This is a genomic window from Ramlibacter tataouinensis (assembly GCF_001580455.1).
Classification (GTDB): domain Bacteria; phylum Pseudomonadota; class Gammaproteobacteria; order Burkholderiales; family Burkholderiaceae_C; genus Ramlibacter; species Ramlibacter tataouinensis_B.
On record NZ_CP010951.1, the window covers coordinates 3865813 to 3880414 of the forward strand.

Below are 14602 nucleotides of genomic sequence, written 5' to 3' on the forward strand. Positions count from 1 at the left end.
TGTCACATGAGCAAGGGAGGATCTATGCGAATGACCATGGACGATGCCGTCCCGACCAGCCTGCACGCCGCCAACGGCGCGCCCTGCCGCTTCTGCGGCACGCCCCTGCGCCATACCTTCACCGATCTGGGCATGTCACCGCCGTGCGAGAGCTTCCTGTCGGCCGACCAGTTGAACCACATGGAGGCCTTCTATCCGCTGCACGCGTTCGTGTGCGAGGAATGCCTGCTCGTCCAGCTGCAGGAGTACGTCAGCCCGGAAAGCATCTTCACCGAGTACGCGTATTTCTCGTCTTACTCCGACAGCTGGCTGGCCCATGCCAAGGCCTACAGCGACGAGGTGATCGAACGCTTCGACCTGGGGCTGGACAGCCTGACCGTGGAACTGGCCAGCAACGACGGCTACCTGCTGCGCTGGTTCGTGGAAAGGGGCATGCCGGTGCTGGGCATCGAGCCGGCCGCCAACGTCGCCCGGCAGGCGGAGAAAAGGGGGATTCCCACCCTCGTCAGATTCTTTGGTCGCGAGACGGCGACGGAACTGGTGAAGGCCGGCAAGCGGGCCGACCTGATCGTGGGCAACAACGTGTTCGCCCATGTCCCCGACCTGTGCAGTTTCACCGAGGGCATGAAGATCCTGCTCAAGCCGCACGGCGTCATCACGCTGGAGTTTCCCCACCTGATGCGCCTCATGGCAGGCAACCAGTTCGACACGATCTACCACGAGCACTTCTCCTACTTCTCCTTCCTCACCGCCTGCCGGGTGCTGGGCCAGTTCGGGCTCACCGTGTTCGACGTCAAGGAGCTGCCCACCCACGGCGGCTCCCTGCGCCTGTACGCGCGGCACGCTGAAGACGGGTCGCGGCCGGTCACCGAGCGTGTACGCGAACTGGCCGAGCGCGAGATGAACGCCGGGTTCACGAGGCTGTCGACCTATCGCTCCTTCGACGAACAGGTCAAGCGGACCAAGCGCAAGATCCTCGCCTTCCTGATCGAGGCCAGGCAGGCCGGCAAGACGGTCGCCGGCTACGGCGCCCCGGGCAAGGGCAACACGCTGCTCAACTACTGCGGCATCCGCACCGACTTGCTGGACTACACGGTGGACCGCAATCCCTACAAGCACGGCAAGTTCCTGCCGGGCACGCACATCCCCGTGTTCCCGCCGGAGAAGCTGTTCGAGACGAAGCCGGACTACGTGCTGATCCTGCCGTGGAACCTGAAGGACGAGATCCGTTCGCAGCTGGCCTGGATCCATGACTGGGGCGGCAAACTGGTGGTCCCGATTCCGGACGTGGAAGTGCTGGAGTGACCGCTCGGTCCGACGCTGCCGCCGACGCCGATGCGCTCGGCGCGGCGATGCATGCGCTGGTCCGCGAGCTCTATCCCTTCTGCCGCAGCATCACCGGCGACGGCGTGCGCGCGACCCTGGCGCGGATCGCGCAGGAGATTCCGCTCACGGTGCATGAAGTCCCCAGCGGCACCCCGGTGTTCGACTGGACGGTTCCGCGGGAGTGGAACATCCGCGACGCCTGGGTGAAGAACGCGGCCGGCGAGCGGGTCATCGACTTCCGGCGCCACAACCTGCATGTCGTGAGCTACAGCGTGCCGGTGCACGAGCGCATGTCGCTGGCCGAGTTGCGGCCGCACCTGCACTCGCTGCCGGCGCAACCGGACCTGATTCCCTACCGCACGTCCTACTACAAGGAGGCCTGGGGCTTTTGCCTGCCGCACAGCACGCTCGAACGCCTGCCCGAAGGCGAGTACGAGGTCTGCATCGATTCGACCCTGGAGGACGGGCACCTGAGCTATGGCGAATGCCTGCTCGAGGGCGACACCGCCGATGAGGTGCTGGTGTCCTGCCACGTCTGCCATCCCTCGCTGGCCAACGACAACATGTCGGGCGTGTCCGTCGCGACCTTCCTCGCGAAGGCGCTGGCCGGATCGCGCAGGCGCTACTCGTACCGCTTCCTGTTCATTCCTGGCACCATCGGGTCGATCACCTGGCTGAGCCGAAACGAGGACCGTGCGCGCGCCATCCGCCATGGCCTGGTCCTGACCTGCGTCGGCGACCGCGCGGGCTTCACCTACAAGAAGAGCCGGCGCGGCGACGCGCAGATCGACCGCGCCATCGCCCATGTCCTGGAGCACGCCGGCCGGCCCCATGCGACCCTGGACTTCTCGCCCTACGGCTACGACGAGCGGCAATACTGCTCCCCCGGATTCAACCTTCCGGTGGGTTGCCTCATGCGCAGCCAGTGGGGCCAGTTTCCCGAGTACCACACCTCGGCCGACAACCCGGGGTTCGTCGATGCAGGGTCGCTGGCGGAGGCCCGCGAGACGGTGCTGTCGGTGTTCGACGTGCTCGAACACGACCTGCGGTACCTGAACCTCAAACCGCAGTGCGAACCGCAGCTGGGCAAGCGCGGCCTTTATGGCGCGATGGGAGGCAGCGGCGTGCGGCAGATCGAGATGGCGATGTTGTGGGTACTGAACCTCTCGGACGGCAGCTGCGGCCTGCTCGATATCGCCGAGCGGTCCGGGCTCCCGTTCGGCGCCATCCACGCCGCTGCGCAGATGCTGCGGGAGCACGACCTGTTGGCCCTCGCGCCCGGCACGCCATGAAGGCCCTGGACAAGCAGGTCGCGGTGGTGCTCGGCGCCAGCAGCGGCATCGGACGTGCCATCGCCCTGGGGTTGGCGAAGCAAGGCGCCACCCTTTGCCTGGTGGGACGCAAGCTGGAAACCTTGCAAGCGGTGTCAGCCGAAGCCGGCCCGGTGCAAGCCCATTTCCTGCAGGCGGACCTGGCGCTGGACCGGGACGTTGAAGGGCTGGCCGATCGGATCCTGCGCGACGCGGGTCGAGTGGACATCCTGGTGCACAGCGCCGGGGTGATCCGGCTGTCGACGGTAGCCGCCACTGCGGCTGACGACCTGGACACCCACCACAGGGTCAATTTCCGGGCGCCCTTCCTCGTGACCCAGGGGCTTCTGCCGGAGCTTAGGTCACGGCAAGGCCAGGTTCTCTTCGTCAATTCGAGCGCCGGCCTCGCGGCACGGGCGAGCCTCGCCCAGTACGCGGCCAGCAAGCATGCGCTCAAGGCGTTCGCGGACAGCCTGCGTGAAGAGGTCAATCCGGACGGCGTGCGAGTCGTCAGCCTGTTCCTGGGCCGCACGGCAAGCCCCATGCAGGCCGCGGTCCATGCCATGGAGGGCAGAACCTATCGTCCCGAGCTCCTGATGCAGCCCGAGGACGTGGCCGCGGTAGCGACCCATGCCCTGACCCTGCCTCGCCGGATCGAAGTGACCGACATCAGCATCCGGCCGCAGCTCAAGTCGTACTGACGGACATTGGGCATGCAGCCGCAGCTCAGGCCGCACTGAGCGTGAACTTGCGGCAGTAGAAGGCCTCGGCGAACCCGCCTGGCGCCGCGCACTCGATGCCGCGCAGGCGCGCCAGGGCCAGGAAGGTGTCCTCGGTCATCCAGCCCTTGTTGCGTTCGGACTGGAACTGCTCGCAGATCAGGCGCGCCTTGCGCTCGCAGGCCGCGCGATCGAGCGGCACAAAGCAGTTCGGCGCGCCCAGGTCGCCGTCGTACTTCGGGATCTCGTACTCCAGGATCAGGTGGCGCCGCCAGGTGTTCCAGGTCAGGTCGCTGATGGTGCGATGGTCCTGGTGCCGGTCGTCACGGTAGTGCGTGAAGATGAGGTCGGGATTCACCGTTTTCTTGAGTGCCTCGAAAGCGTCCTTGATCCTTGCACCTTCGTGGGGAAAGAAGCCGTCGCGGAACTGATGGACCAGCACATCCTTGGGTCCATGGGCTTGTTCCAGGAAAAGCGAAGCGCTGGCGCGCGCTTCGCGCTCCCGCTGCGAGGAAGAACTGAAGACCACCCAGGTCACTTGCGCCTGCGGCAAATCGCCAAGCAGGCGCAGGATGGTGCCGCCGCAGCCGATCTCGATGTCGTCGCAGTGGGCCCCCAGGAAGAGGAGCGATGGCGGGACGGCCGGGTCGCGGGGGAGCAGGTTCAAGGGCAGCATGGCGCGATGAAACAGTTACCGCATCCTACTTCCAGATGCCCGGGGGCGTGGCACCTGGATCGCGGTTTTCCAGCAATCGTTTCCATGGCTGAGCTCGACCGGGTCTTATCCAATCCAACGCATTCTTATTCATCGTCAGAGTGAAAACGGCAATTCCGGATCCACAAATTAGAAGCGAATTGTTGGAGAATGGAAAAGCCCGAAATGCTTTTGAACAGCGACTACCCGTCGCGCAGAGGCGCTCATGGATTACACAAGACAACAGTTTTTGAGCGGGCCGGCACAAGATGGGGTGGAAGCTCCTTCCCTGTGTGCTGGCGAGTGGGTTCAGGTCCGCAGCCGCGAAGAGATCCTCGCGACGCTGGACGAGCACGGACGGCTCGATGGCATGCCATTCATGCCCGAGATGCTGGCTTCCTGTGGCAAGACACTGCGCGTGTTCAAGCGAGCCCACAAGACCTGTGACACTGTCTGCTACAGCGGGGCACGCAAGCTCGAACGCACGGTGCACCTAGAAGGATCACGCTGCGACGGCAGCGCGCACGGAGGGTGCCAAGCCGCATGTTCGCTGTACTGGAACGAAGCCTGGCTCAAACCGGCCGCCGACCCGGTGTCCGGCCGCCGGGCGGTGCGCCGCGAAGCCTTGCGGCGGCATGCGAGCGGCTGCAGCATGGAGCAGCTGGCACGTGCGACGCAGGGGGGCCATGATCCCGAGAAGGGGCCGCGTTACGCTTGCCAGGCCACCGAGCTGCTGCATGCGACAAAGCCGCTGTCGCCCTATGACCTTCGCCAATACGTCGAAGACTACCGTTCGGGCAATGCCGATCTGGCGACCTTGTTGCGCGGGTTCGTCTATCGCTTGGGTGTGTTCGTGGTGCGGCGGGGCGAGCGGCTTGGGCGGCGCATCGGGCTGGGGGATCGCCTCGCAAAAGGCTTGATGAAAGCCTATGACGGACTGCAACGGCTGCTGCCTGGCGGCGTTCCGTTCCCGCGGCGCAGGGGTACGATCCTCCAAGGCCAGCCGACGCCGGATGTCGCCATCGGTCAGCTGGTACCCGGCAGTCAGGTGCGCGTGAAGTCCTATCGGGAGATCCTGGCCACGCTCAACGCGGACAACAAGACGCGAGGCCTGTACTTCGATGCGGAAAACGTGCCGTACTGCGACAAGCAGTTCACCGTGCGCGCTCTGGTCCAGCACATCATCGATGAGAAGACGGGCTACATGCTGCACTTCAAGTCGCCCTCGATCATCCTGCAGGGCGTGCATTGCCAGGGCACCTATAGCGACAACCGCATGTTCTGCCCCCGGGCCATCTATCCGTACTGGCGCCCCATCTGGCTCAAGCCGGTGGAGGCCGAGCAGCCCCAGGCCGATTCGCCGGGGGCGAGCGGACACGCCGCCTGAGGCCGCGCGCAGCGCGGTCAAAGCGTGGGCTGGCCTGCTTTCCAGACCTCCCACGGAGCGGACCCTGTCGCGTACAGCTGCTCGAGCTGCTGGCGGTCCTTGAACGTGTCCATGCTGGCCCAGAAGCCATCGTAGACGTAGGCGCCCAGCTGCTTGTCCTTGATCAAGCGCTTGAAGGGCGCCTCCACCAGTTCCTCGCCTTCGCGCAGGTACTCGAAGATCTCACGCTTGAAGATGAAGAAGCCTCCATTGAGCCGTGCTGATCCGCTGTCGATCGGGCGGATATCCGTCACCAGGCCGGTGCCTTTCTCGACGTCCGCCACGTGGTAGCTCAGGTTGGGCCGCACGGCCAGGAAACTTGCGATCCGGCCTTGTTGCCGGAAGGCGTCGAGCTGTTCGGGCAGGGGCAGGTCGGTGAGTCCGTCGCTGTAGTTGGCCATGAACTCTTCTTCGCCGGCCAGGTGCTTTTGCACTGCCTTCAGCCGCATGCCGATGTTGGCATGCACGCCGGTGTCCACGAAGGTGATTCGCCAGTCCTGAATATCACGGTTGAGCAGCTGCAGGTCCTTGCCGCCGCCCGACAGGACGAAGTCATTCGACGCGCATTCGCTGTAGTTGAGGAAGTAGTTCTTGATGGCGTCGGCCCTGTACCCCAGGCACAGCAAGAAGTCCTTGTGGCCGAAATGGGCGTAGTACTTCATCACGTGCCACAGCAACGGCCGGTAGCCGATGTGCACCATGGGCTTGGGGATGTTTTCGGCATCACGGATGCGAAGGCCAAGCCCGCCACAGAACAAGACGACTTTCATGTTGTGTACTCCCGTGCAAATCGGCTTTGGAAACGGTTTTACCCCTGTCGCGGTGTAGCGATCCAGTTGCGCAAGCCTGCCACCAGGTCCCGCAGCTTCGAGTTGAATGCCCGGAACCGGCCCTTCAGCAGCATCAGTCCCGCACGCCAGGCCTTCCCGCCCCAGTAGTTCCAAAACATGGGCGAGAAGAAAGAGGCGCCGTGCCCGCGCGCCATGCGCCGCCCCTGGATCCAATACTCGTACTTGTGGATGTCGGACAGTTGCCCGCGACGGACGCGGAAGGCGCCCCACCAGTCGTCGACATGGAGGATGGGGTAGAGCTTGCTGATGCGGATCCACAGTTCCCAGTCGCATACCAGCGGGTACCGGCCGTCGACGGAGACCCCCGCGCGCTCTAGTGCCTCACGGCGGATGAATGCGCCCTGCGTGGGCACGTAGTTCCTTTCCTCCAGCAGTTCTCGAAGGCCTGCCTGCCGGCTGCGTTCCCGGTCGATTTCGACGCCGTCTTCGTCCACGTGCAGGAAGTTGCAATAGACCATTCCGGCCTCGGGATGCTGCTTGAGCGCTTCAACGGCCCGCGCAATGGCGCCCGGCAGGTAGCAGTCATCGGCGCAAAGCCAGCCCACGATGTCGCCCTGCGCCAAGGCGAAGCCATGGTCCATCTTGGCGGTGAGGCCGGCGGGTGCCGGCGAGATGACACGCAGCGCCGGAAAACGGGCCAGGATCTCCGGGGTCTGGTCGGTGGAGCCCGAATCGAGCACGATGTGTTCGATGCGCGGGTAGCCCTGGTCGCCGACGCTTCGCAGCGTCTCCTCGATGAAACGGCCGGTGTTGTAAGACGGCGTCACGACCGACACCAAGGGGGTCTTGGGCAGGGGCTTCACGCATGTCTCCTTCGCAAGATCGAGGGGTCACCTGCACCGCCGCCCGCCTGGGCTTCTGTCATGACATGGAGGTACTCGTCCTGCATTCTTTCGAGTTGGAAGTAGCTGGCACGGTTGCGCACATGCCGGTGCATCTCCTCCAGGATGCTGCGGTCGCGCAGGAACACTTCGATGGCTTCGCGCAGGGCCTGCGGCTGCAGCGGTTCGTAGATCAGCCCCGTTCGGCCGGCCTCAACCGCTTCGGGGAAGCCGCCCCGGTTCGAGACGATTGCGGGCACGCCGTGCATGCAGGCCTCGAGCACTGTCGTCGCGAACGGCTCCTGCCACAGCGACGGCACGACCAGCACGTCGATCGCGCGGTACACCTCGCCCGGATCCACGAATCCGAGGAAGCGAACGTTCGGCGGTGCCGTGGCGCGCAGTGCGGATTCGTAGGCCGCGGCGCCCTTGCCAGCGACCACCAGCTGACACCGGGAAGGGTCCCAGGTCCGCATCTGTTCGATCAGTTGCGCGATGCCCTTGCTGGGAAGGAGTTGCCCGACATAACCCAGCTGGAGGGGGCGCGCCGGATCGGGCCGCAGAGGGTGTTGTTGCGCGGGTTTGGGCAGGGCGTTGTGAATCACGCGCGCCTGGGCGCGCTGGAAGTAACCGGCCACGAGGTGCCGATCCAGCGTGAACCGGCTGACGCCGATGACGTGGTCTACCTTGTCGGACAGGCGCTGGCTCGGTGAGGTGTAGCGCTTGCACGTCGCGCATTGGCCTTGGCAGTTGGTGCCGTCCCTGAACATGGTGGTCTTGGGACACATCAGCGAGTAGTCGTGCAGCGTGTGGACCAGCGGCAACCGCCGCGCCTTCACTGCGCCCCATACGGCGCAGGAGAGCCCGGTCAACTGGTGGCTGTTGACGATGTCCGGCTTCTCCAGATCGAGCACGCGGCCGACCGCGCGCGCCATGAAGACGTTGTGGCGATCGATGCCGTGCCAGGCGGCGCGCAGCAGGCCGGACCGTTCCTCGCGGGCCCAGGGCCAGTAGAGGTTCTTCAGTCCCAGGTAGTGCACCTTCACCCCGTTGACCTGGTCGATCCGGTGACCGGATTCCTGCTGCACGGTCACCACGACGGGATCATGGCCCTGCTGGCGCATGCCCTCCGCGACGATGCGCACGATCTTTTCCGCGCCGCCGACCTGGTTCGGGTGATACAGCGAACTGATGAACAGCGGCTTCATGGCTGCTCCAGGGTGCGGCGCGGGGCGAATCCGCGGCGGGTGCGCAGCGCGGCGAGCGTCGGGGCGAGCATGGCGGCCAGCACCTCGGCGGTCTTGTCCCAGGAGAACTGCGCCAGCCACTTCTGCCGCGCCGCGTCGTCAAGGACATGGTCGGCCTGCATCCAGCGCGCCAGCGCTTCGGCGTCCAGCGGATCGATGACATCCACCAGCGGCCCGCCGACCTCCGCGGATGACGTGGCACGGGCGACCACGACCGGCGTGCCGCAGCCGAGCGACTCCAGGACCGGAATGCCGAAGCCTTCCGAAAAGGATGGGTAGAGCAGGCCCCGCGATTGCCGGTACAGCGCGGGAAGCAGTTCTGCCGGCACGTAGCTGATCTTGCGGAAGTGATCGGCCAGCCCGAGCACGCGGATCGTTTCCCAGTCGGCCTCGTCGCGCCACCCGCGCGGCCCTGCGACCACGATGAGCGGCTGCTGCCCTTGTTCCTTCAGCCGCTTCACCGCCTCGATCGCCAGCGCGAAGTTCTTGCGCGGCGAAATGCGGCCGACGAAAAGGTGGTAGGACCTGGGCGCCAGCCCGTAGGCATCGAACAGGCGGCCCGCTTCGCCAGGCTTGTGCTGGGTGGAAAAGCGTGCGCTATCGAATCCGAGGGGTGCCACGATGAGGCGCTTGGGGTCAGCTTCAAGCATATCGACCAACTTGCGCGCCGTGTGGTCGCTGCCGGTGGCAATGAGCTCGGCCGTACGCAGCACCCTCGGCAACTGCACCCCGAAGTACAGCCGCTTCAGCCTGCCGTACTCGGCCGGGAACTCCAGCGGGCAGATGTCCATCACGGTGGCGATCCGCAGGCGCGGCAGCAAGACCGGTGGCGGGAGCTTGTGATCCAGGCTGTAGTAGCAGTTCCACCCGCGTGCGCGCAGCGGCAGCTGCAGGTAGATCTCCGGCAGCTTCCTTTTGTTGGAGACGCGGCTGGGCAGCAGGGTATGCACCACACCCCCGCCCGCGCGCACCTCGTCGGCCAACCGCGGCGCGTCGGCGCGCACTGCCACCGTCACCCCGAATCCGCCAGGGCACAGCAGCGCAGGTAACCGCCGGGCCACTTCGTAGGCATACACGCCCATGCCGGAGGCTTCAGGGCCCCATTGGTCCGCGACCATGAAGAGGTCCTGGCCCGCCATCATGCAACCCTTCCGCGCACCGCCGGCGGCATGGCGAGCTCGCGATAGAGGACGTCGAGTTCGCGTACCACGCGGTCGACCTGGAACGCCTCGAGGTAGCGGTGCCGGGCCCGCGTGCTCATCAGCCGCAAGGAGGCCGCATCCAGGCTCGCCAGCACCGCCGCGAGCTGCGACGGTGAATCGACGTCCACCAGCCGGCCGGTGATCCCGTCCTGCACGGCTTCCGGGATGCCGCCCACGCGCGACGCGATCACGGGAAGCCCCGCGCGCATCGCCTCGAGTGCCACGATCGGAAGGCCCTCCCAGCGCGACGGCATCACCAGCACGTCGGCGGCCGCGTAGAGCTGCGCGATCCGCTCACGCGGGAGCCAGCCGAGCACCTTGACGTTGTCCGGCGTCTGGATGGCGGTCTCTCCGTCGCCGACCACCGAGGCGCCGACGACGAGCGCGCCGGCGCGCGCACCCAGCTGCTGCATCGCCGTGAGCAGGACATCCACGCCCTTTTGCGTGTCCAGGCGGCCGACGAACAGGATGCGCAGCCCCTGGCCCGGCCAGGACTGCGCGCCCGCCGTGGCATCACGAAGCGCGTGGTCGGCGATGCCGTTGACCACCACGCTCATCTTCGCCCGTGGGATGCCGGCGCGCGCGCCTTGCTCGTAGTCCTGCCGCGAGACGCACACGATTCGATCGCACAGACCCGACAGCAGGCGCTCCAGCGAGCGGGCCACCCGCAACTGGAGGACGCCGCCGCGCCGGTCGAACGACCAGCCGTGGGCGCAGTAGACGATCGCCGGGTTCAGCCCCGGCACGCGCAGCAGCGGCCGCAGGGCCAGTCCCGCGAACGTGGAATGCAGGTGCACCACATCGGGCTCCCATCGGCGGACCAGGTCCAGCGCGAGGGTCGTCATGCGCCAGGTGCTCAGCAGGCGGCCGTCGCCGCCACCGGGATAGGTGACCAGGCACTGCGGCAACAGGCCGGGGAAGGCGGCGGCGTGCTCTTGCGGCATCACGGCACGAAGGCTGTCGCGCCCATAGAGGGACGCCTGCAGGGGCAGGATCTCCTCCAGATAGCTGCCCACCCCGCCCAATGCCGTCTGCGCGACGTGAAGCACTTTCACGAGAGTTCCTCCACCTTGAGCGGTTCGCCGGCACGCACGTCGATGATGTAGACGCTGCGCGGCGTGAGCCGGACAGTTGCGTAGGCCCCCTGCGGCCCGATCTCCATGCTGGCTGCCTGCAGGCTGCAGACAGCGGGGGACGAAAAGGAAGTTGCCGGCGCGTCGTTGCTGGCCAGCCGGACGGAAACCGGCTGCTGGACCTTGCCCCGCGCCCAAAGCAGCCACCTGTCGCTGTCGCCATTGCGAAAACTCGCCGCCGCCATCTTGTTTCCGGGCACGAAGGTGGCGGGCCGCGACGCCAGCAGAGCGCCCAATTCGCGCAGCGCGCACCCGGCGGGCTTTTCGGTGCCGTCGCGCCGCAACAGCCCGAACCGGTGCTCCTGGTTGTGCGGATCGTCGCCGCCGTCCCGCAGCTCGTAGAACCAGACTCCGGCAACCCACGGCCGCACACTCGCCTCCAGCAGGAAGCGCACCGAATGCTGCGCGGCCGCCTTTTCGCTCACGCCGCACTTGCCCAGATGTGTCGGCCAGCCCACTTCCGTCACGTAGAAAGGCATCTGCCGATGGCCCGCAGCGGCCACGATCACGTGCAGGGCGTCCAGGCGCTCGGCCATCTCGTCGGATCCGACGAGCATCGGAGCGCTGCAGTGGTTGTACAGGTGAACGGACAACGCGTCCGTGTGAGACAGCAGGCCTTGGCCGATGGCCTGGCGCATCCAGCGCCACTCGACCGAATCCTCGCCGGCGGATCCGGCCAGGACCGTGATTCTCGGGTGCTCGGCCTTTAGCTTCGCATAGGTTACCTGCGCCAGCCGCGCATAGTCATGGGCGTCCCCTCGGCTTCTGACCGCGCGCTCGTGGCTGGTCGGCATGTTCCACTCGTTCCAGACCTCGACCCAACGGATGCCCGGACTGGCTTCGCCCGCGACGTAAGCGGCATAGCGGGCAAAGGCGCTTCGCGCGGTATCTGACTTCGGTTGTGCACCCGAGTCATAGCGGAGATGGCCGAAGTCGAGCGTCAGCAGGCCGGCGAATGGCGCGGGCATCGACGCCCAGGCCTGCTGGGAACGCAATGCGCCGCGGCGCAGCTCGAGCCTCCCCGCATCATCCTCGACGTCCGACCAGAACATTTCGTCGCGGGACGTCGTGAATCGCGAACGCTGCATCCATGAGTGAAACGAACCGATGTCCGTTCCGGATGGCTCGAATGCGAAATGCGTTTGCACGCCGACGGCCAGCGGCTTCGCAGTGTCGGCTGCGGACGTCGCCATCGGCAGGATGGCAAGGGCAGCCAGAGCCGCCGCGCCCAGCGCCGTGCCGGCCATCACGCAGGCGCTCCTCATGGCGTGCGCTCCTTCTCGCCCAGCCATGCCGAGGCCGCGGCCCCGAAGCAGAGGCCGAAGAAGAAGGAGAAGAAGCTCTCCTCGATCATGTTGGTCGACACGCCATAGACGTAGGCAATGACCAGCACCGCGACGTACATCCGGTGAAGGGCCACCGGTTCGCAAGCGGCCACCTTGCGTACCGACAGTGCCGGGAATGCGCAGTAAACGAGCCCTGCCACGCCGAAACTCACCATCATGTAGATGGCGACGTTATCGGCAGAATTTGCTTGGTGCGGCGTGTTGCCGAACGCCAAGGGCGTGCCGATGCTGCCCAGTCCGGCTCCGAGCCAGGACTGCGGCCCGTCGGGCAGGAGTTGGAAGGCCAGCGGCCACATCGAGGTGAACCGTTCCCATACCGACACGATCAGCACGGGAAAGTCCGAAGCCTTCATGGCCGAGCCGATGTCCCAGAAGACGACGACCAGCGGCAACACCACCGTCGCGGCGCATAGGGCGCCCACCAGCACGTGGCCATCCATTGCGGGACGGCGATCCTGGACGACGAGCCAGAGGGCAGCGAGCGGAAATGCGAGGACCATGCCTTTGCTCGTGGTCAGCACGATAGCCGTGGTCGCGGTCGCGAAGATCGCCAAGCGTGCCAGTGGGTGTCCGTACCTGAGCATGGTCAGCAGCCCCGTGATTCCCAGGATCACGGCCGCGTTGAAGGAAGTGCGGGTGAAGCCCGGCAGGCGGGCGATGCCATGGGCCATCCACCATGTCCGCGTGGTGGACGACATGCCAAAGGCCGTCTCGTACTCCAGCCCCTCCCAGGGCATCGTTCCCCAGAGAAAGTTGGCGAATACGCCGGCGGCCGTGATGGCGAACATCGCCGTGCCCATGGCGAGCATTGGGGCCAGACGCCGACGCAGCAGCGGCCACATGGCCATGCCGTAAATCACGAACAGGTAGATCTTTAGCCCGAAAGCGATCGCGAAGATCGCCACGCCCACCATGGCCGAGTAGACGGCATGGCATGCAAGCAGGGCGGATGGAATCGCGATCACGAGATCGATACGGCGGTCCCGCAGCAGCGAGCGCAGAAACAGGAACAGCACTGAACCGACAGGGATCGAATCGCGAAGATACAGAAGGTTCGGGACGCCGGCTGCCGCGAGCACGTACCGAAGCACGCCTTCCAGCAGCAACGTCGTCAGGTAGACCGCAAGCAGTGCGCACAACAGATCGTCCACGGCCCGGGTCCGGTCGCGCGCAGGCCGAACGGGCGCCCGCGCCGGCGCAGCCCGTGGTGAGGCGGTCCATGGCACGCCGGTGTTCATGCGGCACGCGCCTTCCTCTGGGCCTGAAGGCCCAGCAGAATGGTGAGCACGAGGCCGGCAACCAGGAAGCCCTGCGATGCGTACGCCGCCATGACGGCGCCCTGCCATCCGTGTCCGGGCACCAGCAACAGGTTTAGCACGACGGACAGCCCGGCCGTGAGCGTGTGCAGCGTGCTGACGCGGCGCTGGGCGTCGGCGCCATTCAGCGCGTCTGAAGCCGCCGCCTGTGCGATGACCAGGAAGGGCAGCAGGCACATGGAGCGCAGGATGTCGGGGGAGAGGTCGAAGGAGTCCCCGAGCAGCCATGGCACGGCGGGCGCCACGGCGTAAATGGCCACGGCCAGCAGCATGCAGTACACGCCCCCGATCAGAACGAGGCGCCTCACCGCGGTCAGCGAGCCCTCAAGTCCGCGCTGGTCGCCGCGGCGGAAGATGCGGGCCTGCAAGGACAGCAGCACGGCGGTGATCGGCGTGCACGCCATGTACACCAGGCGGAACGCGGCCGTATAGGCTCCCGCAGTCGCCTCCGAGGCGATTCGGGCCAGCACGGCCTTGTCGGCATCGGTGTGCACGCTTCGCGCGGCGATCACGACCGAGAAGAGGAAGCCCTTTCCGATGTCATTCCTGACCGTCTGGTACCCGGTTCTCGGCCGGCCCAGCAGGCGCACGCTGTAGAACAGGACCACCACCGCGCTCAGGACCCCGGCGGCCAGGTGCAGTTCGGCCCAATGCAAGGCCGTCGGCGTGGTGAAACCCCAGAACAGCGCGCCGGCGAACACAAGGCGCACCACCATCAGCAGGTTGTAGAAGAGCGCAGTCACCCCCTGGCGTTCCAGGCCGAGAAACACGTGGGCGGCGAGATCCACCACCTTCGTCATCAGGATTTCCGAGATGCCGAACAGCAGCACCAGCAGCCAGGTGCCGCGCTCATGCAGGAAGGCCTCGCCAATCAGCATGGCGACCAGCACGCCCAGGGTCCCCGTGACCGCGGTGACCGCCAGCCCGTTGCCCAGGGACATGGCCGCATGCGCCTGCCCGCGGGAAATGCGCATGATGGCCACGTTGCCCAGACCCATCCCGGCGAAGGGAAGGAAGACGGAGGTGATCGCGATGACGCTTGCCACCCTGCCGAATTCGTGCGCGCCCAGGGCGCTTGCCAGCAGGATGAACAACAAGCCCTGCAGCACCGCGATCGACACCTGGCTGCCGATCATGTAGGCCGAGTTGCGCGACGCAGGGTCCGATCGAAGACGCTGCAGCAGAGGTCCGGGTCGCATCGTCGACAACAT

Annotated in this window: 13 protein-coding genes; 4 read left to right on the plus strand and 9 right to left on the minus strand. The window is 66.2% G+C overall.

Going from position 1 to position 14602, the window contains the following annotated elements; all coding sequences use genetic code 11:
- Positions 1-30: 30 nt before the first annotated feature.
- The 3 genes from UC35_RS17920 to UC35_RS17930 are packed head-to-tail and all read left to right on the plus strand — an operon-like array spanning position 31 to position 3337.
- Complete coding sequence (locus UC35_RS17920) at positions 31-1305, plus strand: class I SAM-dependent methyltransferase (protein WP_061502094.1); 1275 nt, start codon at positions 31-33, stop codon at positions 1303-1305.
- Positions 1302-2618 carry a DUF4910 domain-containing protein gene (locus tag UC35_RS17925; protein ID WP_227820367.1) on the plus strand — a complete coding sequence of 439 codons (1317 nt, stop codon included), beginning with the start codon at positions 1302-1304 and terminating at the stop codon, positions 2616-2618. Before UC35_RS17920 ends, UC35_RS17925 begins: the two co-directional genes overlap by 4 nt.
- Complete coding sequence (locus tag UC35_RS17930; RefSeq protein WP_061502096.1) at positions 2615-3337, plus strand: SDR family oxidoreductase; 723 nt, start codon at positions 2615-2617, stop codon at positions 3335-3337. The genes UC35_RS17925 and UC35_RS17930 overlap by 4 nt, the downstream gene beginning before the upstream one ends.
- Before the next feature lie 25 nt (positions 3338-3362).
- Here UC35_RS17930 and UC35_RS17935 read toward each other — a convergent pair whose 3' ends face one another.
- A complete protein-coding gene (locus UC35_RS17935) occupies positions 3363-4022 on the minus strand; it encodes a PIG-L deacetylase family protein (RefSeq protein ID WP_227820368.1) in 660 nt (219 codons plus the stop codon).
- A 253-nt stretch (positions 4023-4275) separates the two neighbouring features.
- On the opposite strand from UC35_RS17935, the gene UC35_RS17940 reads away from it, so the two are divergent.
- Positions 4276-5436, plus strand: a complete 1161-nt coding sequence (locus tag UC35_RS17940; RefSeq protein ID WP_227820369.1) for a hypothetical protein — start codon at positions 4276-4278, stop codon at positions 5434-5436.
- Positions 5437-5453: 17 nt separating this feature from the next.
- Here UC35_RS17940 and UC35_RS17945 read toward each other — a convergent pair whose 3' ends face one another.
- From UC35_RS17945 to UC35_RS17980, 8 genes are read right to left on the minus strand one after another with little or no spacing between them, the layout of a single operon-like run.
- Positions 5454-6245 (minus strand): hypothetical protein, encoded by a 792-nt coding sequence (locus tag UC35_RS17945; protein WP_061502102.1) that lies wholly within the window; start codon positions 6243-6245, stop codon positions 5454-5456.
- A 38-nt stretch (positions 6246-6283) separates the two neighbouring features.
- Positions 6284-7129 (minus strand): glycosyltransferase family 2 protein, encoded by an 846-nt coding sequence (locus tag UC35_RS17950; RefSeq protein ID WP_061502104.1) that lies wholly within the window; start codon positions 7127-7129, stop codon positions 6284-6286.
- Positions 7126-8355: a glycosyltransferase family 4 protein gene (locus UC35_RS17955; RefSeq protein WP_061502107.1), complete on the minus strand. Its 1230-nt coding sequence runs from the start codon at positions 8353-8355 to the stop codon at positions 7126-7128. The genes UC35_RS17950 and UC35_RS17955 overlap by 4 nt, the downstream gene beginning before the upstream one ends.
- Positions 8352-9512, minus strand: a complete 1161-nt coding sequence (locus tag UC35_RS17960; RefSeq protein ID WP_158513934.1) for a glycosyltransferase family 4 protein — start codon at positions 9510-9512, stop codon at positions 8352-8354. Before UC35_RS17960 ends, UC35_RS17955 begins: the two co-directional genes overlap by 4 nt.
- A gap of 20 nt (positions 9513-9532) precedes the next feature.
- Positions 9533-10651 (minus strand): glycosyltransferase, encoded by a 1119-nt coding sequence (locus UC35_RS23755; protein WP_145979531.1) that lies wholly within the window; start codon positions 10649-10651, stop codon positions 9533-9535.
- Positions 10648-11994 carry a hypothetical protein gene (locus UC35_RS23760; protein ID WP_061502112.1) on the minus strand — a complete coding sequence of 449 codons (1347 nt, stop codon included), beginning with the start codon at positions 11992-11994 and terminating at the stop codon, positions 10648-10650. Before UC35_RS23760 ends, UC35_RS23755 begins: the two co-directional genes overlap by 4 nt.
- Positions 11991-13313, minus strand: coding sequence for a hypothetical protein (locus UC35_RS17975; protein WP_145979532.1), 1323 nt, complete (start codon positions 13311-13313; stop codon positions 11991-11993). Before UC35_RS17975 ends, UC35_RS23760 begins: the two co-directional genes overlap by 4 nt.
- Positions 13310-14602: a lipopolysaccharide biosynthesis protein gene (locus UC35_RS17980; RefSeq protein WP_082793360.1), complete on the minus strand. Its 1293-nt coding sequence runs from the start codon at positions 14600-14602 to the stop codon at positions 13310-13312. Before UC35_RS17980 ends, UC35_RS17975 begins: the two co-directional genes overlap by 4 nt.